This window comes from Chromobacterium sp. CCUG 30098 (assembly GCF_059916605.1).
Genome location: NZ_JAUCGS010000005.1, coordinates 329,989 through 354,468, shown reverse-complemented (window position 1 = coordinate 354,468; position 24,480 = coordinate 329,989). Strand labels below are relative to the sequence as shown.

Below are 24,480 nucleotides of genomic sequence, written 5' to 3'. Positions count from 1 at the left end.
TGGACGGGCGGCGGCTTGTTATTGCTCCGGCCTGGCGCGGCGCTTGTCGCCGACGGCGTGCGCCAGCTTGGAGGCCGGCAGCTTGCCCAGCGCGCCGGCGATGAACCAGGCCGTGTCCACCAGCGCGGCCAGGTCGACGCCGGTGTCGAAGCCTTCGCCCTGCAGCAGATAGACCACGTCCTCGGTGGCGACGTTGCCGGAAGCTCCCTGAGCATAAGGGCAGCCGCCCAGACCGGCAACCGAAGAATCGAATGTCATCATTCCTGCGCGCAAACACGCATGAATATTGCTGATGGCCATGCCGTAAGTGTCGTGGAAGTGGCCGGCCAGCTGCGACATTGGCACAGTCTTGCTCACCGCTTCCAGCATCGCCAGCACGCTGGACGGCGTGCCCACGCCTATGGTGTCGCCCAGAGAAATCTCGTAGCAGCCCATGTCCAGCAGCCGCGCGGCCACCTCCGCCACCTTGGCCGGCGCGATGCGGCCCTCGTAGGGACAGCCCGCCACGCAGGACACATAGCCGCGCACCGGCACGCCGGCCGCCTGCGCGCGCGCCATCACCGGCGCGAAGCGCTGCAGGCTTTCGGCGATGCTGGCGTTGATATTGCGTTGGCTGAAGCTTTCGCTGGCGGCGCCGAACACGGCGATTTCGCGCGCGCCGGCCGCCAGCGCCGCGTCCAGTCCCTGCTCATTGGGCACCAGCACCGGGTGGGACACCGGCCCGGCCAGGTCCAGGCCGGCCAGCACCTCGGCGCTGCCGGCCATTTGCGGCACCCATTTGGGCGAGACGAAGGCGCCGGCTTCTATGGTGCGCAGGCCGCTGGCGGCCAGGCGGCGGATCAGCTCCAGCTTGACGGCGGTGCTCACCGGCTGTTTTTCGTTTTGAAGCCCGTCGCGCGGACCCACTTCCACTATCTTCACTTGCGGCACTTCGGCTCTCCGTTAGCGGCGGCGCGGCTGCACCGGGATGTAAATGTCCATCTGGCGTTGCGGCAGCCCCGGCGCGCAGCGGCCGTCGTAACGCTCGAAGGAGCCCAGCGGCGCTTGCTCCCATTGCTTGGAGGCCGGCAGCCAGTCTTGCATGATGTAGCGCCAGGCCGCCTGGATGGCCTGGCCGAACTCGGCGTCGCTGCCGGCCGGCTGGGTGGTGAACACCGCGTACTTGGCCGGCGGCGTGCGCCGCTGCGCGCAGCCGGGCGGCAGCGGCAAGGGCTGGGCGCACTCCATCCCTATCATATAGCCGAAGCGGCCGCTGTCCGGGTCGAAGTCGTGGATCAGCCCGTATTCCGCGGCGTCGGCGCGGCCCAGCGCCGCCAGCAGCGGCTGGCGCAGCGTGGCCGCGTATTCGCCCCAGAACTCGGGAATCTGGCGCAGATTGTCGCCGTTCTCCATCCGGGTGGCGATGCTGTAGCCGGCCAGATTCAGGCCGGGATGATTGATGATGATGGGGTCCATGGGTGTCACTCCGCTTCGAAGTCGACCAACTCGTCGCCGTCGTTGACCTGCTCGCCGGTGCCGAAATAGAAAGCCTTGACCACGCCGTCCGCCGGCGCGGGGATGGTGTGCTCCATCTTCATCGCCTCCAGGATCAGCAGCGGGTCGCCCTTGTTGAGTTTGACGCCGGTGGCGGCCAGCAGGGCGACGATGCGGCCCGGCATCGGCGCTTTCAAATGGGTTTCGCCGTGAACCTCCTCGGCGGCCACCGCCAGCGGGTCCAGCCACTGCGCTTTCAGCCGGCTGCCGGCGGCGAACAGCACCCGTTGCGGGCCGCTGCGGGCGACGACGGCTTCCCGTTGTTGATCGCCCAGCCGCGCGCGCAGCGTTCCGCCGTCCAGGCGGCCGCTGGCGGAGAACAGCCTGCCGGCGGCGGCGATCTCGCAGCCGTCGCCCAGATGGCGCAGCGTCACCGGATAGTCCTGGCCGGCGATGAGGAACACGAGCTTGCGGCTAAGCGCGCCGTTGAGCCGCCAGCCGGCGGCCACCGGGAAGCCGCCGGGCGCGGCCAGCGCCTCGGCCAGCGCCAGCAGCGCCAATTGCTCCGCGTCCGGCGCGGCGGGCGGCGGCAGCAGCGCGTCGTGGTGACGGGCGATCAGGCCGGTATCCACCTGGCCGCCGGCGAAGCTGGCGTGCTGCACGATGCGGCGCAGGAAGGGGATGTTGGTGGTGACGCCGGCCACCTGGTAATCGGCCAGCGCCGCGTCCAGCCGTTGCAGCGCCTGGCGGCGGTCCTCGCCCCAGACAATCAGCTTGGCGATCATCGGGTCGTAGAAGGGCGAGATGCTGTCGCCGGCGACGACGCCGGTGTCGATGCGCACGACGGCGGATTCCGCCGGCGCGCGCAGGTGGTAGAGGGTGCCGGTGGCGGGCAGGAAGCCCTTGTCCGGGTCTTCGGCGTAAATGCGCGCCTCGATGGCGTGGCCGCTGATGCTGAGCTGCTCCTGGGCCAGCGGCAGCGGCTGGCCGCTGGCGACGGCCAACTGCCAGGCCACCAGATCCTGGCCGGTGATCATCTCGGTGACCGGGTGCTCCACTTGCAGCCGGGTGTTCATTTCCATGAAGAAGAAGCGGCCGGGGCTGCCGTCGGCCAGCACTTCCATGATGAATTCCACGGTGCCGGCGCCGACATAGCCCACCGCGCGGGCGGCGGCGCAGGCGGCCGCGCCCATCGCTTCGCGGGTGGCCGGCGGCAAGTCCGGCGCCGGCGCTTCCTCCAACACTTTCTGGTGGCGGCGCTGCACCGAGCAATCGCGCTCGAACAGATACACGCATTGGCCGTGACGGTCGGCGAACACCTGGATTTCCACATGGCGCGAGCGCGGCAGGTATTTCTCCACCAGCACCTTGTCGTCGCCGAAGCTGGCGCGCGCCTCGCGCTGGCAGGAGGCCAACGCCGCTTCGAAGTCCGCGGAAGCTTCCACGATGCGCATGCCCTTGCCGCCGCCGCCGGCGCTGGCCTTGATCAGCACCGGGTAGCCGATGGCGTCCGCCTGGCCGCGCAGGAAGTCCGGCTCCTGGCGCTCGCCGTGATAGCCGGGCACCAGCGGCACCCGGGCTTGCTCCATCAGCGCCTTGGCCGCGGATTTGCTGCCCATCGCGGCGATGGCGGAGGCGGGCGGGCCGATGAAGGCGATGCCGGCGGCCTCGCAGGCGGCGGCGAAGTCCTCGTTTTCGGACAGAAAGCCGTAGCCGGGGTGGATGGCTTGCGCGCCGCTGCGGCGGGCGATGTCCAGGATCAAGTCCCCGCGCAGATAGGATTCCGCCGCCGGGGCCGGCCCCAGCCGGTAGGCCTCGTCGGCCAGCTTGACGAAGCGGGCGTCGGCGTCGGCGTCGGAATGGACGGCGACGGTGGCGATGCCGAGCGCGCGCGCGGTCTTGATCACGCGGCAGGCGATCTCGCCGCGGTTGGCGATGAGTATTTTATTGAACATGGTCCGTCCCTTGTTTCTTGTTCGTGTCATGACCAGTTCGGCGCGCGTTTTTCGAAGAAGGCGGCCAGGCCCTCGCGCGCCTCGGCGCCGGCGCGCACGCTGGCGATCTGGCCGGCGGTGTCCTCCAGCAATTGATCGTCCCAGGGCGAGCCCTCGCGCAGCATGGCCAGCAAGTCCTTGGCCGAGGACAGCGCCTGCGGCGCGCCCTGGGCCATTGCCTCGGCGATGTCGGCCACGCGCGCGTCCAGCGCCTCCGCCGGCACCAGCTCGTGCACCAGGCCGATGCGCAGCGCGGTGGCGGCGTCGATGCGCTCGGCGGACAGGAAATAACGCCGCGCCTGACGCCAGCCTATCGCGTCGGCCACATAAGGGCCGATGGTGGCCGGCACCAGGCCCAGCCTCACCTCGGTCAGGCCGAACTTGGCGGCCTCGGTGGCGATGGCCACATCGCAGACCGCTGCCAGGCCGGTGCCGCCGGCCAGCGCCGCGCCGTGGATGCGGGCGATCACCGGCTTCTTGCTGCGGTAGATGCTCTTGAGCATGGCCGCCAGCCGCTGCGCGTCGGCCAGGTTCTGCTCCTCGCCGTAGCCGGCGGCGCGGCGCATCCAGTCCAGGTCCGCGCCGGCGGAAAAGCTCTTGCCGCGGCCGGCCAGCACGATGGCGCGGCAGTCCGCCTGCAATTGCAGATGGGTGAAGGCGGCGGTCAGCTCGGCGATCAGGGTTTCGTTCATCGCATTGTGAACGTCCGGCCGGTTCATCCAGATCGTCGCGGTCTTGCCGCTGTGTTCGATTTCAAGCGTGGTGTAGCTCATCGGTATCGCCTTTCGCCGTCACATCCGGAACACGCCGAAGCGGGTGCTTTCCACTGGCGCGGACAAGGCCGCCTCCAGCGCCAGGCTCAGCACTTCGCGGGTTTGCGCCGGGTCTATCACCCCATCGTCCCACAAGCGCGCGCTGGCGTAATAGGGGTGGCCCTGACGTTCGTACTGCTCGCGCACCGGCGCTTTCAGCGCCTCTTCCTGCTCGGCGCCAAAGGCGTCGCCCAGTTGTTCCTTCTTCACCTGAGCCAGCACGCCGGCCGCCTGCTCGCCGCCCATCACCGAGATGCGGCTATTCGGCCACATCCACAGGAAGCGCGGCGAATAAGCGCGGCCGCACATGCCGTAATTGCCGGCGCCGAAGCTGCCGCCTATCAGCACGGTGAACTTGGGCACGCGGGCGCAGGCCACGGCGGTGACCAGTTTGGCGCCGTCCTTGGCGATGCCGCCGTTCTCGTACTTCTTGCCCACCATGAAGCCGGTGATGTTCTGCAGGAACAGCAGCGGAATGCCGCGCTGGCAGCACAGCTCGACGAAGTGCGCGCCCTTGAGCGCGGACTCGGAGAACAGGATGCCGTTGTTGGCGATGACGCCGACGCGGTAGCCGTTCAGCCGGGCGAAGCCGGTGACCAGGGTGGCGCCGTAGTTTTGCTTGAACTCGTCGAACTCGGAGTCGTCCACCAGCCGGGCGATGATCTCGCGCACATCGAAGGGTTTTTTCGGGTCCGCCGGGATCACGCCGTAGATTTCCTCGGCCGCGTAGCGCGGCGGGCGCGGCTCGGCGCGGTCCAGCTCGCCCTGCTTGCGCCAGTTGAGGCCGGACACGATGCGGCGGGCGATGGACAGCGCGTGGGCGTCGTTTTGCGCCAGGTGGTCGGCCACGCCGGACACGCGGGCATGCACGTCGCCGCCGCCCAGCTCCTCCGCCGTCACCACCTCGCCGGTGGCCGCCTTCACCAGCGGCGGGCCGCCCAGGAAGATGGTGCCTTGTTCCTTGACGATGACGGTTTCGTCCGACATCGCCGGCACATACGCGCCGCCGGCGGTGCAACTGCCCATCACCACCGCGATCTGCGGAATGCCGGCGGCAGACAGATTGGCCTGGTTGTAGAAGATGCGGCCGAAGTGCTCGCGGTCCGGAAACACCTCGTCCTGCAAGGGCAGGAAGGCGCCGCCGGAATCCACCAGATAGACGCAGGGAAGACGGTTGTCGCGCGCAATCTCTTGGGCGCGCAGATGCTTCTTCACCGTCATCGGGTAATAAGTGCCGCCCTTGACCGTGGCGTCGTTGGCGATGATCAGGCAATCCACGCCGGCGACGCGGCCGATGCCGCTGATCAGGCCGGCGCCGGGCGCGTCGTCGTCGTACATGCCGAAGGCGGCCAGCTGGGACAGTTCCAGGAAGGGCGCGCCGGGGTCCAGCAGCAGATCGATGCGCTCGCGCGGCAGCAGCTTGCCGCGGGCGGCGTGCTTGGCGCGCGCCTTGTCGCCGCCGCCCAGCGCGGCCTTGGCCACCTTGTCGCGCAGATCGGCCACCAGCGCGCGCATTTTGTCGGCGTTGGCCTGGAAATCCGCCGCGCGCGGCGAGAGTTTGGATTCGAGGATGGGCATATCGTTTTACCTTGTCATTCGCCGTCGACGAAGCGTGCGGTCAGTGAGCATTGGGCTTGCCGGGTGGGGCTGAAGCGCAACGCGGCATCAGGCACTGTATCCGCCGCGATTACCGGGTTTCCGCCATCAGCTCGCGGCCTATCAGCCAGCGGCGGATTTCGCTGGTGCCGGCGCCGATCTCGTACAGCTTGGCGTCGCGCAGCAGGCGGCCAGTCGCGTATTCATTGATATAGCCGTTGCCGCCCAGGCACTGGATGGCGTCCAGCGCCATCTGAGTGGCGCCCTCCGCCGCGTACAGGATGGCGCCGGCGGCGTCCTTGCGGGTCTGGCGGCCGGTTTCGCCGCGGTCCAGCGCCTGGCCCACCGCGTAGACATAGGCGCGGCTGGCGGACAGCTTGACGTACATGTCCGCCAGCTTGCCCTGCATCAGCTGGAAATCGCCGATGGCCTGGCCAAACTGCTTGCGGTCGTTCAGGTAAGGCACCGTGATGTCCATGCAGGCCTGCATGATGCCCAGCGGGCCGGCGGCCAGCACCGCGCGCTCATAGTCCAGGCCGCTCATCAGCACCTTGACGCCGTTGCCTTCGCCGCCCAGCACATTGGCGTCCGGCACGAAACAGTTGTCGAAGAACATGGGGTAGGTGTTGGAGCCGCGCATGCCCAGCTTGTCCAGCTTGCTGCCGTGGCTGAAGCCGGCGAAGCCGCGCTCCACGATGAAGGCGGTGATGCCCTTGGCGCCGGCGCTGACGTCGGTCTTGGCGTAGACCACCATCACGTCCGCGTCGCCGCCGTTGGTGATCCACATCTTGCTGCCGTTGAGCAGATAGCCGCCGTCGGCCTTGTCGGCCTTCAGCTTCATGCTGACCACGTCGGAGCCAGCGTTGGGCTCGGACATCGCCAGCGCGCCGACATGCTCGCCGGACACCAGCTTGGGCAGCAGCCGACGCTTTTGCTCGTCGTTGCCGTTCTTGTGGATCTGGTTGACGCAGAGATTGGAGTGCGCGCCGTAGGACAGCCCCACCGAGGCGGAGGCGCGGCTGATTTCTTCCATCGCGATCATATGGGCCAGATAGCCCATCTGGGTGCCGCCGTACTGCTCGTCCACCGTCATGCCCAGCAGGCCCAGGTCGCCGAACTTGCGCCACAGATCGGCCGGGAACAGGTTGTCGCGGTCGATGTCGGCGGCGCGCGGGGCGATTTCGCTTTGGGCGAAGTCGCGCGCGGTTTCACGCAACATGTCGTAGGTGTCGCCAAAGGCGAAGCGCAGGCTGCTGTACATGGTTTCTCTCCTCTGATGGGCGCGCGTAATTCGCGTGATATGCTCTATCATTACTTACGTTTACGTAAGCGTCAACATGGCGACGACGGAAACCGGCGTGAAACCGTTATCATGGCCGGGTTTGCATGCAGAGAACAGACAATGACGATATGGGTGGACGCGGACGCCTGCCCCAAGGTGATCCGCGAAACATTGTGCCGGGCGGCGCAGCGCACCGGCGTGGAGCTGGTGTTTGTCGCCAATCAGCTATTGACGGTGCCGAAAGCGCCCAATATCCGCGCCTTGCAAGTCCCCAAGGGTTTTGACGTGGCGGACAACGAGATTGTCCGCCGCATCGCGGCGAATGATCTCTTGATCACCGGCGACATCCCCTTGGCGTCCGAGGCCTTGGGCAAGGGCGCGCAGGCGCTGAACTGGCGCGGCGACGTGTATTCGCCGGACACCATCGCCGCGCAGCTGACGATGCGGGATTTCATGGACACGCTGCGCGCCAGCGGCGTGCAGACCGAAGGCCCGCCGCCTTTGAGCCAGGCGGACCGTCAGGCTTTCGCCCGCCAGCTGGATATCTGGCTGGCCAAGTGGCGGGGCTGAGGCGGCTGGTGTTAGCCTCCCCACCTTCAACGCCGCATTTACCATTTTCCTGGGTTTGAATCCGCTGCGCGGATGATGATTTAGGGCCGGTTCCGCTGTGACCGAGCGAGGCAAGCGCTGTGTCACGAGGGAATAAACGGAAAGGGGAATTTGGCCGAGCCCCCTGAAATACAGCGCCATCAACCTATTCAATCGCTGATTTAGATATTCATTAAATGAAGTGTCTGATAACTTGATATAAAAGTTAGAACTTCCGCGGGCCTATTTGGGACGAAGGCGGCTGTGCTGCCATTTTGGACAGTATCCTTTAAATGTGAATATGCTAACAATGTTTGGGGCATAACATTTTTGGCCTAGCTGAAGATGATACGATACTGGATATTACAGGGCGATCCGACTTCAAGTGGTGGGGTCGTAGTCGAAGCGACAGCCAAGGTTCGTGCTAATCCCGGCGACGGGGGCACAAGGCCGGTAGCTCTAATTGGAGGCTTGGCAACTTGTGGACTGTGTGGAAGCCCTGGAAAGATTATTGCGGCCTCTCCCCGCGTTTCGTGGATTCCTAAATTTAACGGCGTAGATGTGGCGCTGAGTGGCGACTATGTAGCCTGCAAGTGCGAGCGGCTTCCTGTTCTGATAAATACTTCTTACAAACAGTCGGTGAGCATTCATTCAGATGGCGTGGCTACTGTTCAGCCCCCATTTCAAGAGGTGCTCTCAAGTACTGGTGCCGCAGCAGCCTCCCTGTTTAGTGATAGATTCCAAGTCATTGATCAGCAGACAGGAAAGCCCGCAGCCTTTCAAAAGTATGCGATCCTTAGAGAAGGCGGTGATTTAGAGTATGGTGTAACTGATGAAAATGGGCATACCCATATTACTTCGAACGAGGTTGAATCGGAAGAACTAAACATCTACTTGGAAGGCTAAACTAAATGGCTAACTCACCCCCAAATCAATGCGTAATAGAACCAAAGAGCGGTAAAGAGCTTTTTCTGATTGCCAAGCGCTCAACCACACCGATAGATAACACAGAAGCCAAAAAGATATTTTTAAAGAGGGAACTGATAGAGGTAATTGTTAGCGATTCTCGCCTTTTAAGCTTGGGCTCACAGTGGGGGCATGTTGCTATTGTAATAGACGGTAAAGTATATTCGCGTTCTACTAGCGTGTACTTTACCACTACATATAGTGATTATATTTCCAGAAACTCTTATAGGGATTCGGCTGGGCTTTTATTGTCTGTTTCGAGTCGCGAAAAAAATATTGTCAAGAGAGAACTGGAGCGAAGGGTTGCAGTGAATGACAAGTATAGCCTTTTCTCTAACAGCTGCTCTTCTAACGTGGAAGATGTTTTGGAGATGATAAACATTTTGGCCCATGACCCTAGATGGATACCCTATTCTGTTACCCCTGCTGAAATTCTCGCTGTTGTTGGAAAGTCGAATCGATTTGTTAAGAAAAACATGTATCCTAAAAAAGTGTCAGCTCCATGAGATTTTTTTGTATTTTTATTTTGTCATCAATTTTGGTGGGGTGCACAATTGAGACTAATAAAATTTATGTGGCACAGAAATCTATAACCGTTTACAAAACAGCTACAGATGGTGGGAGTGATATTGCGTTTGTGCTTATGGCCGGGGATGAGTGCGAGTTTGTTGGAGAACAACAAAACAAGGTTTATTTATTCAAACAAGTACGCTGTGGAAGTAGGGACGGCTGGACAGCAGATTGGATGGAGTTTTCATTGAAGGAATGAAAAGCCACTTTTTATTAATGCGCTGGTTGCAATAGCCTCGGCAGGGGTAACGACTATCTACTTTTAATTTCAATACCCAAGATTTTGAGGTGAGAAGATGGAGGTTGAAGTTTGTCAAGTAAAAAATGAGGAAAAATGTTTACTCTTCTATGGAATTGATTGATGTTGGGCTTAAAATCAAAAATGGAGATAAGCGGTTTTTTATAAATGAGAATAGTCTTTTATTTGGTGAGCCAACAGCAGATTTGTTGTGGTATAAAAAGCTAATCTTGATGTGCCCAGAAAAGGGCGTTGGTTGGATTCAACAGTGAAGGATGAAGGATCCTAATCGTTTAAACCATTAGGAGAAGGGAGGGGAAGGTGAGCCTCACTCCAGTGAAAGCACAAATGCTGTTTGACTGTAATGTCCAGTTGGTCGCACTATCTGATGCGGAGGGCGTAGTCTTTCCTGAGAAAGTGGGTGGAGAGCGCTTCCCCAGCATCCTATTTACGAAAATACAAAACATCTCAATGCTCGCAGTGTATCTGAATGCCTTGGATGCCATGATTTCCTATCGAAGTATTTCAAATGGAGAACTGTTTGTCCCCTTTGATTTCAGAGGCTTAGATATACGGTGGCTGATGTTTGGGGCGCGCCGCTGCACTTGGCAATTAATCATGCTTATGTGGTACATCAGGGAAAGATCGTTGTGAGTGAAGAGGGCTATCCCTTCATGCTTTGTGAGGTTCAGCAGTTCGCATTTGATGTGAGTCTATTAAGCCAGGAAAAGAAAGCAACCCTTAAAATTAGTTCAAAAGTGATTGATCATATCAATGATTGTTACAATAAAGTTGATTGTCCGGATGAAGTTTCTGACTTGTACTTTGAAATGAATAATTGGAGCTATATAAAGCTAGAAGAGGCAGCGGAAGAAGCGCTTTCTCTGATGCCAGAAACAATGTCTGTGCGTGGGGAAGAATTGAAAGGACTGGTGGGGAGTCAGTTTGCAATTTATGATCCGTTTAATAAGGCGTGGCTTTTTGGTGAAGCGTAATGCTAAGTTAAATTGATCATGCGATATTTGAGCACTCTATTTGGGGTGCATTTTTTTTTGCCTGCTGAAAGGAGGTGGTATGAGTGATTGAGTTTAACTTTAAGATGAAAATGTTAAAGGTTACTCCAGCGGCTGGTGTTGCAACAACGTCCATTCTGGGTATTCCATTGCTGGATTAGGGTTACATAGTGACTGGTCTATACCGACTGCGCAAAGCTACCTTCCTGCCCGTCGCTAACCCCGGCAATGCAAAGCATCATCCGCGCAGCGGATTCAATCAAACAACAACGCCCCCAAAGCGGGGGCGTTGCAGAGAGCGATGCGGGAATCAGGCCTTGCCCAGATGCGGCTCGGCTTCTAACTCCGCTTCCTTGCTGCTGCCCGGCTGACGGATGGTCAGCGAGAACAGCAGCGCGACGATCAACAGCGCCAGGATCAGATGGAAGGTGGCCAGGAAGCCGCCGAACAGCGAAGCGACGATGGAGCCGACGATGCTGCCGATGCCGAAGCCCAGATAGATCACGCCGTAGTTCTTGGTCAGATTGTTGAGGCCGAAGAAATCGCTGACCAGCGACGGGTAGACGGTGATGGTGCCGCCGAAGCTGAAGGCGACGCAGGCGATGGCCAGGAAGAACAGAGTGGCGTTCAGCGGCACGAACAGCAGGGTCAGCATGCCGGCCAGCGCGGCAATCTGAGCGATGGTGATCACCCGGATGCGCGGCATCTTGTCGGAGAGAATGCCCAGCACCAGGCGGCCGGACAGATTGGCCACCGCGATCACCGCCACGGCGTTGGCGGCGGTCAGCGCCGGCAGGTGCACATAGCTTTCGCCGATGTCCTTGGCCACGCCGATCACGTACAGGCCGCTCATGCACACGGTCAGGAACATCAGCGCCAGCATCCAGTACTGCGGTTGGCGCATCGCCTCGGCCAGGGTGTAGTCATGGCTGGCGTTCTGCTGCGCGGCGGCTTGCTGCTGCGGCGCGTCGCGCATCAGCAGGCTGCCGGCCACCACCATGGCCATGGCGATCAGGCCCCACAGCTCAAAGGTGGTTTCCAGGCTGAAGCGGGCCAGCAGCGCCAGATTGATGTATTTGAAGCCCAGGCTGCCCAGGCCGTAAGCGCCGATGGCGCAGGCGGACACCAGGCCCTTGCGCTCCGGAAACCATTTGACGCAGTTGGACAGCGTCAGCAGGTAGCCGGCGCCGTCGGCCAGGCCCACCAGCACGCCGGCGCACAGATAGAGCATGACCAGATTATTGGCTTGGGCGGTGAGGAAGAAGCCCAGGCCCAGCATCAGGCCGGCGCCCAGGGTGACGCGCTGCACGCCGAAGCGTTCTTGCAGTTTGCCGGCCAGCGAGGAGGCCACCGCCAGCGCCAGGCTGAGCAGGCCGAAGGCGAAAGCCACCTGGCTGACCGGCTCGGACAGCTTGGCGGAGAGTTGGGCGTTGAACAGGCTCCAGGTGTAGACGGAGCCCAGAGCGAATTGGGTGAGGACGGTGCCGGCCAGGGTACGGTAGCGGATGGTGTTTGAGGCGTTCATGGCGCTGCTCGCTTAAAGTCATTACTGTTGGTGTGACTATAAGCCTGTGCTTATGTAGGGGGCGCGGCGGCGGCATGAGATGCAGGCAGCGCGGAATGAAGTGCAGACGGCGGCGAACCAGTTGCAGGCCCTGAAAATGGCGCGCGTGAGTGGATGGCATTTCCATTGCCAAGCCGGCTTGCCAATGGAATGTCTGGCCTTAGGGCCTGTTCAAAATCTTGCGAGCCAGAGCGAGACAAGGCGAAAACGGCTGAGAAAGCGGAGTGTATATAGGGTACATGAGCATTTCGAAGCCGGTTTCAACGCCGTATCGCCGCAGCGCAGCAGATTATGAACAGGTTCTTATTCAGGAGCCGGCTGGCAGCCGGTTTGATGCGCCGCTCGGGCGACCAACGCTCAAAGATGCATCAACTGCCGGAAGGCTTTGATATTGCTGCGGCTGACCGGAATCTCGGCTTTCAGGTCGTACAGCTTGATGATGTAGGTGCTGTTGAGCCAGGGCGCGATTTCGCGGATTTTGTGGATGTTGACGCAGTAGGAGCGGTGGCAGCGGAAGAAGCTGTCGGCCGGCAGGCGGGCGACGAATTCGCTGATGCTCATCGACATCACGTAGCGGTCGTGCGCGGTGTAGACCAGGGTGACTTTCTCGTCGGCCTCGGCGTAGTAGATCTGCTCGCAGGGGGTGACGATGATGCTGTCGCCCTTGACCAGGTTGACGGTGCGGCTGGCGGCCGGGGCTTCGGCCGGCGCGGCGGCGGCCGGCGGCGTCTGCGCTTCCAGCTTGGCCAGCAGATTGATGATGCGGGCCTCGTTGTAAGGCTTCAGGATGTAGTCGAAGGCCTCCACCTCAAACGCTTCCACCGCGAACTCCTTGTAAGCGGTGACGAAGACGATGCGCGGCGGCCGCGACGATTTGTGCAGGTTCTTGGCCAGCAGCAGGCCGTCTATGGATGGGATGTTGATGTCCAGGAACACCACGTCCACCTCGTGTTCCTGCAGGAATTTGAACGCTTCCAGCCCGTCTTCCACGCTGGCGACGATGTCGATGCGGCTGTGTTCGCGGATCAAATAGGCCAGCTCTTCGCGCGCCAGGTATTCGTCTTCCACGATCAGGGCTTTCAGCATGTCGGCTCCTCGGCGGCGGGCAGGTCGAAACAGACGGCGGTGCCGGGCTCCAGCCGGGTCAGCCGCAAGCCCTCGCCGTACAGCAGCTTGAGCCGCTGGTTGACGTTGCTCAGGCCGATGCTGCGGCTGGACAGCGTGCCGGCGGCCACGCCGTCCAGCACTTCCTGGCTGACGCCGTAGCCGGTGTCGCGCACGCAGACATGCACCTTGGCGCCGTCGCGCTTGACCGCGATGCTGACCCGCCCCGGCTCTTTGCGCGGCTGGATGCCGTGCAGGATGGCGTTTTCCACCAGCGGCTGCAAGAGCAGGCTGGGGATGCGCACGTGCACGTCGTCGATGTCGAAGTCCACCGTCAGCTTGGCGCCGAAGCGCGCCTGCTCTATCGCCACGTAGTCGCGCACTTGCTGCAGTTCTTCCTGGATGTCGATCAGCCGGTCGCCCAGCGACAGGTTGTAGCGCAGGTAGTCCGCCAGGTTGGCGATCAGTTGGCGAGCCTGCTGCGGCTGGATGCGGATCAGCGAGGAGATGGCGTTCAGGGCGTTGAACAGGAAGTGCGGGTTGATCTTGCTTTGCAGCGCGCTGAATTCCGCCTTGCGCGCCATTTCTTCCAGCTGTTTGACCCGCGACACTTCCATCTGGGTGGAGATCAGCTGGGACAGGCCCACCGCCACTTCGCGCAGCGGCGTGCTGATGCCGTGGCTCTTGCGGTAGAAGATTTTCAGGGTGCCGCTGACGCCGGCCTTTTCGCGCAGCGGGATGATGATCACCGAGTGGAAGTCCGCCAGGTGGTATTGCTGCAGATTGTTCTCGATGATGATCTGGTCGCCGGCAATGGCCTGGCGGGTGATGGCGCCGATGGCGGAGTGCTCGTCCATCTCGTAGTAGTCCTTGCCCAGGCCCACATAGGCCAGCACGTCCGAGGTGTTGGTGATGGCCACCGCGTCGGCGTCCAGCTGGTCGCGGATCACGGTGCAGACCTGGACCATGGCGTCGCGGTCCAGGTTCTGGAAATAGGGCAGGGTGCGGTTGGCGATGGTCAGCGCCAGCTTGGCCTGGCGCGCGGCCAGCAGTTCTTTTTCGTCGTTCAGGTCTTGCACCAGCTTGATGATCAGGCCGACGCAGACGGTGCCGACAATCATCGGGAAGGCGATGTGGCTGACGATGGGCACGCCCACCGCCGGCTCGGTCAAGAGCAGGATCAGGCCCATGGTCAGCCCTTCGCACAGCATGCCGGCCAGGATGCCGTACAGCCACAGCCTCCCCCGGTCGGCGCGGCAGTGTATCCAGGTGGCCAGCAGGCCGGCGCAGACGCTGGAGATCAGGCAGGGCAGCGAGGTGTAGCCGTTGATGTCGATCAGGTAGCGGTGCAGGCCGGAGACGATGCCGGCCGGTATCCCCACCCAGGGGCCGAACAGGATGCCGCCGGACAGGATGGCGATGATGCGCACATTGACCAGGGAGCCGTCCACCGGAATGCCGGTATAGGTGCTGAACACGGCGAACAGGCAGAACAGCAGCGACACCGCCGCCAGTTCGGCCGGGCTGTGGTCCTGTTTGCGCAGCAGGTGTTGAAACGGGCGGGTGCGGGTGAGGAAGAACAGCGCCATCAACATCAGCGCCGCCCGTTCGAACACCGCCAGCAGCATGGCTTGGTTTTCTATCATGGCGTCGGGAGTGGAGCGGCCGCGCCCGCTGGGGCCGGCCTCAAGCCCTGATTTTAAGCCATGCGGCGGGCTTTGGCCGCAGGCGGGCGCAGATTAGGCGGGCGTCATGACGGGAGCAGCTCTTATGGGCCGGATCACGGCTGTTGTACGTAGGTTGATGCATTGCGCAGATACGCAGGAAACCATGGATTCGATGCGCCCCTGGTCCCTTCAAGCCTGCCGTCGGGTGGCAGGCCCGAGGTTTTAAGCGGCTGCTTTGTTTGAGCGATTTGACGTTAGCAAATCGCGAGTTCAGCCGCGCCTCGGGCCTGACGGGCCCCGACGGGGAGCCGGAGGCCTGGCTTGCAGGGCGGCCTTTAGGGTAAAGGGAGATTTGGCCGCGCAAATCTCCCTTTCCGTTTGCCGGGCGGAACCGGCCCTAAATCATCATCCGCGAAGCGGATTCAATAGCCACAACGCCTTATCTCATTCTTACTCGCCGCGCTTTGAACAGGCATCTTAAGGGCGTGGTTCAAGCGCTGCCAGCAACTCCGCCAGCTTGCGGTCCAGCGCGTCCTGGCTGCGCTGGTTGAGGCCGGACAGGATGGCGTGCTCATTGGCCACGTGGGCGGTGACGGCGCGGTCTATCAGTTCCAGCCCGCTCTCGGTCAAGCGCACCAGGGTGCTGCGCGCGTCCTCGGCGCAGGCGGCGCGTTCGATCCAGCCCTTGCTTTCCAGCACTTTCAGCCGGTGGGTCATGGTGCCGGAGCTGATCATCAGCGAGGAGAACAGCGCGGTGGGCGCCAGGCTGTGCGGCGCGCCGGCGCGTCTGAGCGTGGCCAGCACGTCGAACTCCCAGCCGCTGAGGCCGAATTGCTCGAAAGTGGCGTCCAGCCTGTGCTGCAGCAGCACGGAGCAGCGGCGCAGCCGGCCGATCAGGCCCATCGGCGCCACGTCCAGGTCCGGCCGTTCCCGGTGCCATTGCGCCAGGATGGCGTCCACGGCGTCGCCGGCGTTCTGTTGCGTCATGCGCATTCCTTTATCTTGAATTCAAGATTTTATTTGTCTTGAATTCAAGGCAATGTTATCTTGAATTCAAGTCAGTTTTCGATGCGATTATAAGCGATTGCGAAAGGAATGCCCATGTCTGCGCGCCTGATGGCCTCCCGTTGGAGCGATGTGTTGTTGACCGCGCTGGCTCCGGCGATCTGGGGCTCCACCTATATCGTCACCACCCAGCTGCTGCCGCCGGACCGGCCGTTCACCGCCGCCTTGCTGCGGGTGTTGCCGGCCGGCTTGTTGTTGATCCTGGCCAGCCGCCACTTGCCGCGGCGCGGCGAGTGGGGCCGTCTACTGGTCTTGTCCGCCTTGAACATCGGCGTGTTCCAGGCGCTGTTGTTCGTGGCCGCCTATCGCTTGCCGGGCGGCCTGGCCGCGGTGCTGGGCGCCACCCAGCCGCTGCTGGTGATGGGCCTGGCCTGGGGGCTGGACGGCCGCCGCCCGGCGCGAGTGGCCGCCTGGGCCGGCATCGCCGGGGTGGCGGGCATGGCGGCCTTGCTGCTGTCGCCGGGCGCGGTCTGGGACGGTGTCGGCATGTTGGCGGCGCTGGGCGGCGCGGTGGCGATGGCCAGCGGCACTTATCTGACCCGGCGCTCGCCGCCTTGACCGGCTGGCAACTGGCCCTGGGCGGGCTGATGCTGGCGCCGCTGGCCTGGGCGCTGGACCCGGCCTTGCCGGCGCTGGGCGCGACGCAGTGGCTGGGGTACGGCTATCTCTGCCTGTTCGGCGCCTTGCTGGCCTATTTATTGTGGTTTCGCGGGCTGGCGCGGCTGCCGTCGGTGGCGGTGTCCTCGCTGGGCCTGCTCAGCCCGCTGACGGCGGTGCTGTTGGGCTGGCTGTTGCTGGGGCAGGCCTTGGGGCCCTTGCAGCTGGCGGGCCTGGCCACGGTGCTGGCCAGCGTGCTTGCGGTGCAGCGCAGCATGGCCGCGCCGCCGCCGGCGGAGAAGCAGATCATGGCCGGCGCGGCGCGCGCGCGGTCTTGAGCGGTAATGGAATCAATCAGCAGCAATCAGATAAGGAGTCTGTTCATGAAGAGCGCTTTGCAAACCCTGCTGGACCAGCGCGTGTCGGCCAATCACTTCGACCCCTCCCATGTGTTGGCGGACGCGGAGATCGAGCAGTTGCTGAACGCCGCCACCCGCGCGCCGTCGGCCTATCATTTGCAGAACTGGAAGTTCGTCGCGGTGCGCAGCGCCGAGGCCAAGCGCCGTTTGCAGGCGGCCAGCTACGGCCAGCAAAAAGTGGCGGACGCGGCGGTGACCTTCATCTGCTGCGGCACGCTGAACGCGCATCGCGGGCTGGAGGCGTCGCTGCGGCCGGCGGTGGAGGCCGGCATTCTGCCGCCGGAGGTCGGCGACAGCTGGCTGCGCGCGGCGGAGAACGCCCACCGGGACGACGCGCGCGCGCAGCGCGACGAGGCGATCCGTTCCGCCTCATTGGCGACGATGGTCTTGCTGCTGGCGGCGGAGGAACGCGGCCTGGCCAGTTGCGCGATGGGCGGTTTCGACGCGGCCGCGGTGGCGCGGGAGTTTGGCCTGGGCGCGGACGAGTTGCCGGTGATGCTGGTGACGGTGGGGAGGGCGGCGGCCGGCAACTGGCCGCAGAAGCCGCGTCGGCCGGTGGCCGAGGTGATGGTGTGGGCTTGATGGCCTGCTTGATCGTGAACTGGTTTTGAGAGCCAGCTCAATGTCCGCGTGGTACATGAGCATTTTGAGCTCGGTTCCAACGCGGTATCGTCGACGCGCAGCAGATCGTAAACAGGTTCTCAGGCGCTGCGCGCGGCCGGCGGCTGCGCCAGCACCGTGCGGCAGTGGCTTTCCAGGCGGGTGATTTCTTCCAGCACCGCGTCGATGTCTCGGCGCTGTTCTTCCAGCAGGCGGCGGCGTTCCAGCACCAGGTCCAGCAGTTTTTGCGACTGGCTGGCTTCGTCGTGGGCCTGCTCGTACAGGTCCAGGATTTCGCGGATGTCGGACAAGGACAGGCCGATGCGCTTGCCGCGCAGGATCAGCTTGAGCCGGGCGCGGTCGCGGCGGTTGAACACCCGCTGGCGGCCGTCGCGCTGCGGTTCTATCAGGCCCTGTTCCTCGTAGAAGCGGATGGTGCGCAGGGTGACGTCGAAGTCGCGCGCCAGGTCGGAGATGCTGAAGAATTCGGGTTCGGTCATGGTGTGTTCCAGGGCAAGCGGCGATTGTAGCTTTTTTTTAACGCGTTCTCAGCCCTAGCATGATTTACGTTTACGTAATCGTCAACTTGTGGGATGAATGAAAAAAACAAAAGCGATGCGTACCGTCCACCAGGAGAGAGAGATTCGATGACCTTGCCCAGCTATGTCCACGGCGCCAGTCCGCAAGCCTTGATCGGCCAGACCATAGGCCAGTTGTTCGACCAGACCTGCCGCGAGCACGGCCGCCGCGAAGCGCTGGTGGTGCGCCATCAGCAAATACGCTGGAGTTACGAGGAATTGCGCGAGCAGGTGGACCGGCTGGCCTGCGGCCTGATCCGGCTGGGACTCAAGCCCGGCGACCGCATCGGCATCTGGTCGCAGAACAACGCGGAATGGGTGTTGACTCAGTTCGCCACCGCCAAGGCCGGGCTGATCATGGTCAACATCAATCCGGCCTATCGCCGCTCCGAGCTGGAATACGCGCTGAGCAAGGTGGGCTGCCGCGCATTGATCCTGTCGCCCAGCTTCAAGAGCAGCGACTACCTGGCGATGGCGGCGGATCTGCTGCCGGAGCTGGCCGGCAGCGAGCCGGGCCGGCTCAAGTCCGCCGCCATGCCGCAGCTGGAAATCGTCATCCGTCTGGGGCGGCAGCGCACGCCGGGCATGTTTAATTTCGCCGATCTGATGGCCGCGCCGTCGGCCGAGGAGAAAGCCGGGTTGCAGCGCTTGGGCGAGACGCTGCAGTTCGACGACGTGATCAATATCCAGTTCACCTCCGGCACCACCGGCAGCCCCAAGGGCGCCACCCTGACCCATCACAACATCCTGAACAACGCTTACTTCGCCGGCGCGGCGATGGCCTTCGGCCCGGACGACCGGCTGTGCATCCCGGTGCCGCTTTATCATTGCTTCGGCATGGTGCTGGGCACCTTGCTGTGCCTGAGCCACGGCGCGGCCATGGTGTTTCCGGCGGAGAGCTTCGACGCGCAGGAGGTGTTGCGCACGGTGCAGGAGGAGGGCTGCACCGGCCTGCACGGGGTGCCGACGATGTTCATCTCGGTGTTGGATCGGCCGGACTTCTCCGATTACGACGTGTCCACGCTGCGCACCGGCATCATGGCCGGCAGCCCGTGTCCGATCGAGGTGATGAAGCGGGTGACCAGCCAGCTCAATATGAGCCAGGTGACCATAGGCTACGGCATGACCGAGACCAGCCCGCTGAGTTTCCAGAGCGCCACCGACACGCCGCTGGACAAGCGCGTGGCCACGGTGGGGCGCATCCATCCGCACGTGGAGGTGAAGATCGTGGACGTGGAAGGCCGCATCACGCCGCGCGGCCAGAGCGGCGAGTTGTGCACGCGCGGTTATTCGGTGATGCCCGGTTATTGGGGCGACCCGGCCAAGACCGCGGAGGCGATAGACGCCGCCGGCTGGATGCGCACCGGCGATCTGGCGGAGATGGACGCGGACGGCTACGTCAACATCGTCGGCCGGGTCAAGGACATGGTGATCCGCGGCGGCGAGAACATCTATCCGCGCGAGGTGGAGGAGTTTCTCTACCGCCATCCCAAGATTCAGGACGTGCAGGTGATCGGGGTGCCGGACGAGCGCTTCGGCGAGGAGTTGTGCGCGTGGATCCGGCTGCGCGACGGCGAGAGCGCCGACGCCGACGAAATCCGTGCTTTTTGCCAGGGGCAGATCGCGCATTACAAGATTCCGCGTTACATCGAATTCGTCGATAGTTTCCCGATGACCATCACCGGCAAGATTCAGAAATTCGTCATGCGAGAGAAGATGAAGGAGAAGTTGGGTCTGGCGGACGGCAAAACCGCCTGACCCGTCTCAAACAATGGGAGCAAAAGCCCCGGCTTGCCGGGGCTTTTTGGCTTACAATGCCGCCAGACTGATCTTTAAGCTGAGGAATCCATCATGACTACCGTATTCAACGACGCCGATCTGCTGCGTCTGGAAAACCTGCTGACCCCCTTGTCCGCCAGCGGCAGCACCATGCGCCCGGACGAAGTGCAGGGCTTTTTCGCCGCGCTGGCGTGCGGTCCGGACGCGGTGGACGCCGATTTCTGGCTGGAAGAAGTGCTGGGCGACGCGCCGGCCTTTGAAAACGCGGACGACGCGGCGGAACTGAAAACCCTGTTGCAGAAGCTGTACGACGCCACCGCCGCCGCGCTGGCGGCCGGCGATGAGCTGGATCTGATCCTGTACGCGGAAGACGACAGCGACAGCGACGAGCCGGACTACTGGCCGTGGGCCAACGCCTTCCTCTACGCGCTGGACGTGGTGGACACCGATTGGTTCGAAGTGGCCGACGAGGACGAGGGCTTTGAAAGCCTGATGATGCCGATGCTGGTGTTGGGCGGCGCTTTCGAGCAGGAAGACGGCGAAGACCTGCTGACCTTCAGCGACGAAGAAGTGGAAGGCTACAAGGAAGAAATGCTGGAAGCGCTGGCCGCGGTCCACACCTACTGGCGCGCCAAGGAGCAGGCGCCCAGTACCGTGCGCCGCGAAGGCGACAAAGTGGGCCGCAACGACGTCTGCCCGTGCGGCAGCGGCAAGAAGTACAAGGCCTGCTGCGGCCGCAACTGATTGTCCCGCGCGTTGCGCCGGGCGTTAAAAAAAGGAAGCCGGGAGGCTTCCTTTTTTCATGCCGGCGCGCCTTGGCGCTTGCTGAAATTGTTAAGTACCGGCCGCGGTGGCGGGCTTTAGCGCGCGTTCCGCGGCCTCCCGGGCGTTGAGCCGGTCGATGTAATCGAATACGTCCAGCAGCGAGGTGGTCAGCGCCAGCACTTGCTCAAGCAGGCTGAAGAAGCCTTCCCAATAGCCTTTGGCGGCGCTGTCGTCGCTAAAGTCTATGTCCGCGGCGATTTGGGCGAGCAGGTTTCGCAGCCCGTCGTCGGGATTGTCCTGCAGATACTTGATGAAATGTCCTGCGAATTCGCGGCCCAGCAAATGCGCGGCGTGTTGGTCGTCTATGGGCGGAACTTGCCAGCAATGAACGCCGCGCCGGTTGGACGCGTTGGCTGCAAACGGCAATTCCGCGCGGGACGTCGGGTCCGGGTCTGGACGGTAATGGCGGCGGGATGGGGTTTTGATCGACATAATCACCTCCGTGTAGCGGTTTTTCATTGCCACCCCCACGGCCAAGCGGAGGTGGCAGACCGAACAGGGTTGGCCGACCGGACTACACGACTCCGGCACACCCGCTAAGGTGTCCCCACCCGGCCCGCCATTGTGAGCGCGCACGAGTGCAGCGATCCAAACGCAAAGCTCAAGCGCTTGTTCGCAGTGTAGTTCGCCGGACGGCCAAGTCCGGTGCCGCGAGGAACGGCACGGCAGCGATTGTGCACAGTTGCCCGCTGCCCGGTCAAGGCGCAGGCCGGGCGTTAAAAGCCCGTCAATGCTCGCTTACGCGGCCGGTATCGGCCGCGGGCGGAAAATAGCCGGCCGGCAAGCCCGGATGGGTGCGGCCATGAAAAAGCGGCGCGCTCCCATGGGGGAGGCGCGCCGCGTGCCTGGCGGTGAGTGGTGGGCTTAGCCGTTCAGCGCCGGGTAGTCGGTGTAACCGCGCGCGTCGCCGCCGTAGAAGGTGGCCAGGTCCGGCGGGTTCAGCGGCGCGCCGCTTTGCAGGCGTTCGGCCAGGTCCGGGTTGGCGATATAGCTGCGGCCAAAGGCGGCGGCGTCGATATAACCTTGGCGGATCAGGGTTTCCGCCTTTTCCGCGGTGTAGGCGCCGGCGCCTATGATTACGCCCGGATAACGCTGGCGCAGCGCCTGGCGGAAGCCCTCGTCCAGCACTGGGCCGCCGGCCCAGTCCGGTTCCGAGATGTGCAGGAAGGCCAGTTTGCGCTTGGCCAGTTCCTCGGCCAGGTAGAGCGCCATCTCCAGCTGATCGGTATTGCTGATGCCGTTGAAAACGCCCAGCGGCGAGATGCGGATGCCCACGTGCTCGGCGTCCCATTCCGACACCACCGCGTCCACCACTTCCAGCAGGAAGCGCGCGCGATTGGCCACGCTGCCGCCGTATTCGTCGGTGCGGACATTGGCCTGCGGCGACAGGAACTGGTCCAGCAGATAGCCGTGGGCGCCGTGGATTTCCACCAGGTCGAAGCCGGCGCGGCGCGCGTTGTCGGTGGCGCGGCGATAGTCTTCCAGGATGTCGGCCAGTTCGGACACTTCCAGCGCGCGCGGGGTGTCGCACTGCTCGCGCACCAGGCTGCCGTCGGCGGCGCGGATATTGGTGCGGCTGTCGGCCTGGATCGCCGACGGCGCCACCGGCGCTTCGCCGTCCGGCTGCAAGGAGCGGTGGGAAATGCGGCCGGTGTGCCACAGTTGCAGCGCGGTCAGGCCGCCCTTGGCGTGCACCGCGGCGTTGACCTTGGTCCAGGCCGCCACTTGCGCCTCGCTGTAGATGCCCGGCGCGCCGGCGTAGCCCTTGGCGGTGGGGGAGATGTGGGTGCCTTCCGCCACGATCAGGCCGGCACCGGCGCGCTGGGCGTAATAGGTTTCCGCCAGCGCGGTGGGCACGTCGCCCGGCTCGGTGTTGCGCAGCCGGGTCAGCGGCGCCATCGCCACGCGGTTTTTCAGGGTCACGGCGCCTACGCGCAGCGGGGTGAACAGTTTGTCGGCTTGCATTGCGATGTCCTTGGCTCTATTTAAGCGGGGAAAAGTGGGCGGGCGCGATCACAGATCGAAACCGAAACCCTGTTTGCGCGCCACCGGCGCGACCTGCGGAAAATACACGTTGCGGTAATACTGCGCGGTGTTGGCGGACCAGGGCTGGCCGTCGGCGCGCTGAATGCTCTTCCAGTAATCCATGATGGACGCGTCGTACTGCGCGATCATAGCCGGCAGTTCCGCAGCCTGGTAGCGTTCGCGGTGCACAAAACTGGCGCGCGGCAGCCGCGGCTTGACCGCGCTGTCCTGATCGGCGTAGCCCAGCACCACGCCCACCAGCGGGAAGGTCAGTTCCGGCAGCTCCAGCAGTTCCACCATGGCTTGCGGGTCGCGGCGGATGCCGCCGATGGGCACCACGCTCAGGCCGGCGGAACGGGCCGCGGTCATGAGGTTGCCCAGGGCGATGCCGGCGTCCACCGCGCCGACGGCGAAGGCTTCCACGCTGTTGTGGATCACTTGCTCGGCGCCGGCTTTTTCCACGCCGATCCGGGTTTTGTAGAAGTCGGGAACAATGGCGACGAAGACCGGCGCCTGGGCGATCCACGGTTGGCCGCCGGCGATTTCGGCGATTTTTTGGCGACGCTCCGCGTCCTGCACCACCACCAGCGACACCTGCTGGCCGTTGATGGAGGTGGGGCCTTTCCAGGCGGCGTCCAGCACCGCGTCCAGCACCTCGGCGGGAATGGGTTTGTCCTGGTAGCTGCGCACGCTGCGGTGCTCTTGCATTAGTTCCAGTGTCGAGTTCATGCTTGGGACTCCTTCAAGTAGACCAGTCGTCTAGTTTTAATGTCAAAATAACCCGCTCCGGGGAGCGGGGGAGGGCGTGGCCTCGCCTTGGCTAGGGCGCGCGCAGAATTTGTTGCGTGTGCGCCATCGCCGCCAACAGCGGCGCGCGCGAATGTTGAGTCTTGAACAGCAGCGCGCTGCCCACCCACAGGCTGTACAGCGCGCTGGCGGTCTCGTCCGGCAGCAGGTCCGCGTCCAGCGAGCCTTCCTGCTGGCCGCGGCGGATGCAGGCGGCCAGATTGCGCACCACGAAACCCATGCCTTCCGCCAGCGCCTCGCGCATCGGCTCGGACAGGTCGGAGACCTCGGCGGCCAGCTTCACCGCCAGGCAACAGCGCTGCGGCTGATCGCAACGGTGGGTTTCCAGCCAGCCGTCGAAATAATGCAGCAGGCAATCGCGGGCGCTGCCGGCGTCCTTGGACAGAAAGCTCACCAGTCTGCCGTCGTATTTCTCAAAATAACGACGCAGCAGTTCCACGCCATAGCCTTCCTTGCTGCGGAAGTAATGGTAGAACGAACCCTTGGGCACGCCGGCCGCGCCGAGGATTTCCGCCAGGCCCACGGCGGAGAAGCTCTTGCCGAGGATGATGGCTTCGCCGGTGGCCAGCAGGTGTTCGCGAGTGTCTGAAAACTGGTTGGGACGTGACATGGGCTAAATTCTACTAGACCGGTCGTCTAGTTTCAAGAAATTTTTCAATCCTTGGAAGAGACGCGCGCTGGCGACAAGGGCGAGGCCGGCGAATCAGGCGGGCTTGGCATGCTTTTGGCATGGTAAATATTGATAATAAGAATCAATTGCAACTACAATGCCGGGTTTTACGCTAAGCGCCTGTTCATGATCCCGCGAGCAAGAGCGAGACAAGGCGAAAACGAGCGAAAAGCGGAAGGTACGCGTGGCACTGAGCATTTTGAGCGGGTGCTCACCATGTAACGCTGCACGAAGCGCAGCAGATTTTT

Annotated in this window: 24 protein-coding genes and 1 pseudogene; 10 read left to right on the top strand and 15 right to left on the bottom strand. The window is 63.0% G+C overall.

Features of this window, described 5'->3' with window-relative positions:
• Nucleotides 1-18: 18 nt before the first annotated feature.
• The 6 genes from QUG03_RS14095 to QUG03_RS14070 all read right to left on the bottom strand — a co-directional run bounded on the left by QUG03_RS14095 (nt 19) and on the right by QUG03_RS14070 (nt 7,136).
• The gene (locus QUG03_RS14095) at nt 19-930 is read right to left on the bottom strand and encodes a hydroxymethylglutaryl-CoA lyase (protein ID WP_253315254.1); all 912 of its coding nucleotides are present in this window, start codon (nt 928-930) and stop codon (nt 19-21) included.
• Nucleotides 931-942: 12 nt separating this feature from the next.
• Nucleotides 943-1,455: a GyrI-like domain-containing protein gene (locus tag QUG03_RS14090; RefSeq protein WP_500820275.1), complete on the bottom strand. Its 513-nt coding sequence runs from the start codon at nt 1,453-1,455 to the stop codon at nt 943-945.
• Nucleotides 1,456-1,460: 5 nt separating this feature from the next.
• The gene (locus QUG03_RS14085) at nt 1,461-3,428 is read right to left on the bottom strand and encodes an acetyl/propionyl/methylcrotonyl-CoA carboxylase subunit alpha (protein WP_500820274.1); all 1,968 of its coding nucleotides are present in this window, start codon (nt 3,426-3,428) and stop codon (nt 1,461-1,463) included.
• 26 nt (nt 3,429-3,454) lie between these two features.
• Nucleotides 3,455-4,240 carry an enoyl-CoA hydratase/isomerase family protein gene (locus QUG03_RS14080; protein ID WP_500820273.1) on the bottom strand — a complete coding sequence of 262 codons (786 nt, stop codon included), beginning with the start codon at nt 4,238-4,240 and terminating at the stop codon, nt 3,455-3,457.
• Between the two features lie 18 nt (nt 4,241-4,258).
• Nucleotides 4,259-5,857, bottom strand: a complete 1,599-nt coding sequence (locus QUG03_RS14075) for a carboxyl transferase domain-containing protein (protein WP_081547843.1) — start codon at nt 5,855-5,857, stop codon at nt 4,259-4,261.
• Between the two features lie 109 nt (nt 5,858-5,966).
• On the bottom strand, nt 5,967-7,136 hold the full coding sequence (locus QUG03_RS14070) for an isovaleryl-CoA dehydrogenase (RefSeq protein ID WP_081547845.1): 1,170 nt from the start codon (nt 7,134-7,136) through the stop codon (nt 5,967-5,969).
• A 141-nt stretch (nt 7,137-7,277) separates the two neighbouring features.
• On the opposite strand from QUG03_RS14070, the gene QUG03_RS14065 reads away from it, so the two are divergent.
• The 6 genes from QUG03_RS14065 to QUG03_RS14040 all read left to right on the top strand — a co-directional run bounded on the left by QUG03_RS14065 (nt 7,278) and on the right by QUG03_RS14040 (nt 10,514).
• Nucleotides 7,278-7,727 (top strand): YaiI/YqxD family protein, encoded by a 450-nt coding sequence (locus tag QUG03_RS14065; RefSeq protein WP_500820272.1) that lies wholly within the window; start codon nt 7,278-7,280, stop codon nt 7,725-7,727.
• A 363-nt stretch (nt 7,728-8,090) separates the two neighbouring features.
• The gene (locus QUG03_RS14060; protein ID WP_500820270.1) at nt 8,091-8,651 is read left to right on the top strand and encodes a PAAR domain-containing protein; all 561 of its coding nucleotides are present in this window, start codon (nt 8,091-8,093) and stop codon (nt 8,649-8,651) included.
• Between the two features lie 5 nt (nt 8,652-8,656).
• Entirely contained in the window at nt 8,657-9,217 is a 561-nt protein-coding gene (locus QUG03_RS14055) for a hypothetical protein (protein WP_500820269.1), read from the top strand.
• Nucleotides 9,214-9,480 carry a hypothetical protein gene (locus QUG03_RS14050; protein WP_500820268.1) on the top strand — a complete coding sequence of 89 codons (267 nt, stop codon included), beginning with the start codon at nt 9,214-9,216 and terminating at the stop codon, nt 9,478-9,480. Before QUG03_RS14055 ends, QUG03_RS14050 begins: the two co-directional genes overlap by 4 nt.
• Nucleotides 9,481-9,629: 149 nt before the next feature.
• A complete protein-coding gene (locus tag QUG03_RS14045; protein WP_500820267.1) occupies nt 9,630-9,791 on the top strand; it encodes a hypothetical protein in 162 nt (53 codons plus the stop codon).
• Between the two features lie 303 nt (nt 9,792-10,094).
• The gene (locus tag QUG03_RS14040) at nt 10,095-10,514 is read left to right on the top strand and encodes a hypothetical protein (protein WP_500820266.1); all 420 of its coding nucleotides are present in this window, start codon (nt 10,095-10,097) and stop codon (nt 10,512-10,514) included.
• A 328-nt stretch (nt 10,515-10,842) separates the two neighbouring features.
• Here the strand turns inward: QUG03_RS14040 and QUG03_RS14035 are convergent, their stop codons facing one another.
• The 4 genes from QUG03_RS14035 to QUG03_RS14020 form a co-directional block, all read right to left on the bottom strand.
• Nucleotides 10,843-12,057: an L-lactate MFS transporter gene (locus QUG03_RS14035; RefSeq protein ID WP_500820265.1), complete on the bottom strand. Its 1,215-nt coding sequence runs from the start codon at nt 12,055-12,057 to the stop codon at nt 10,843-10,845.
• A gap of 396 nt (nt 12,058-12,453) precedes the next feature.
• Nucleotides 12,454-13,182, bottom strand: coding sequence for a LytR/AlgR family response regulator transcription factor (locus tag QUG03_RS14030; protein WP_048410449.1), 729 nt, complete (start codon nt 13,180-13,182; stop codon nt 12,454-12,456).
• On the bottom strand, nt 13,176-14,846 hold the full coding sequence (locus tag QUG03_RS14025) for a sensor histidine kinase (protein ID WP_199225893.1): 1,671 nt from the start codon (nt 14,844-14,846) through the stop codon (nt 13,176-13,178). The genes QUG03_RS14030 and QUG03_RS14025 overlap by 7 nt, the downstream gene beginning before the upstream one ends.
• Before the next feature lie 498 nt (nt 14,847-15,344).
• Complete coding sequence (locus QUG03_RS14020; RefSeq protein ID WP_500820264.1) at nt 15,345-15,854, bottom strand: MarR family winged helix-turn-helix transcriptional regulator; 510 nt, start codon at nt 15,852-15,854, stop codon at nt 15,345-15,347.
• 129 nt (nt 15,855-15,983) lie between these two features.
• On the opposite strand from QUG03_RS14020, the pseudogene QUG03_RS14015 reads away from it, so the two are divergent.
• Both QUG03_RS14015 and QUG03_RS14010 read left to right on the top strand, forming a co-directional pair.
• A pseudogene (locus QUG03_RS14015) lies at nt 15,984-16,867 on the top strand (EamA family transporter).
• A gap of 45 nt (nt 16,868-16,912) precedes the next feature.
• Nucleotides 16,913-17,530 (top strand): nitroreductase family protein, encoded by a 618-nt coding sequence (locus QUG03_RS14010; protein ID WP_500820263.1) that lies wholly within the window; start codon nt 16,913-16,915, stop codon nt 17,528-17,530.
• A gap of 119 nt (nt 17,531-17,649) precedes the next feature.
• Here QUG03_RS14010 and QUG03_RS14005 read toward each other — a convergent pair whose 3' ends face one another.
• Entirely contained in the window at nt 17,650-18,048 is a 399-nt protein-coding gene (locus QUG03_RS14005) for a MerR family transcriptional regulator (protein WP_107799948.1), read from the bottom strand.
• Nucleotides 18,049-18,195: 147 nt separating this feature from the next.
• On the opposite strand from QUG03_RS14005, the gene QUG03_RS14000 reads away from it, so the two are divergent.
• Complete coding sequence (locus QUG03_RS14000; protein ID WP_500820262.1) at nt 18,196-19,884, top strand: AMP-binding protein; 1,689 nt, start codon at nt 18,196-18,198, stop codon at nt 19,882-19,884.
• A 93-nt stretch (nt 19,885-19,977) separates the two neighbouring features.
• Nucleotides 19,978-20,649 (top strand): UPF0149 family protein, encoded by a 672-nt coding sequence (locus QUG03_RS13995; RefSeq protein WP_146176675.1) that lies wholly within the window; start codon nt 19,978-19,980, stop codon nt 20,647-20,649.
• A 90-nt stretch (nt 20,650-20,739) separates the two neighbouring features.
• Here QUG03_RS13995 and QUG03_RS13990 read toward each other — a convergent pair whose 3' ends face one another.
• The 4 genes from QUG03_RS13990 to QUG03_RS13975 form a co-directional block, all read right to left on the bottom strand.
• A complete protein-coding gene (locus tag QUG03_RS13990) occupies nt 20,740-21,162 on the bottom strand; it encodes a hypothetical protein (protein ID WP_500820261.1) in 423 nt (140 codons plus the stop codon).
• 432 nt (nt 21,163-21,594) lie between these two features.
• Nucleotides 21,595-22,695 (bottom strand): N-ethylmaleimide reductase, encoded by a 1,101-nt coding sequence (gene nemA, locus QUG03_RS13985; protein WP_107799944.1) that lies wholly within the window; start codon nt 22,693-22,695, stop codon nt 21,595-21,597.
• A 48-nt stretch (nt 22,696-22,743) separates the two neighbouring features.
• Nucleotides 22,744-23,484, bottom strand: coding sequence for an NADPH-dependent oxidoreductase (locus QUG03_RS13980; RefSeq protein WP_107799943.1), 741 nt, complete (start codon nt 23,482-23,484; stop codon nt 22,744-22,746).
• Nucleotides 23,485-23,575: 91 nt separating this feature from the next.
• Nucleotides 23,576-24,172, bottom strand: a complete 597-nt coding sequence (locus QUG03_RS13975) for a TetR/AcrR family transcriptional regulator (RefSeq protein ID WP_107799942.1) — start codon at nt 24,170-24,172, stop codon at nt 23,576-23,578.
• Nucleotides 24,173-24,480 lie beyond the last annotated feature (308 nt).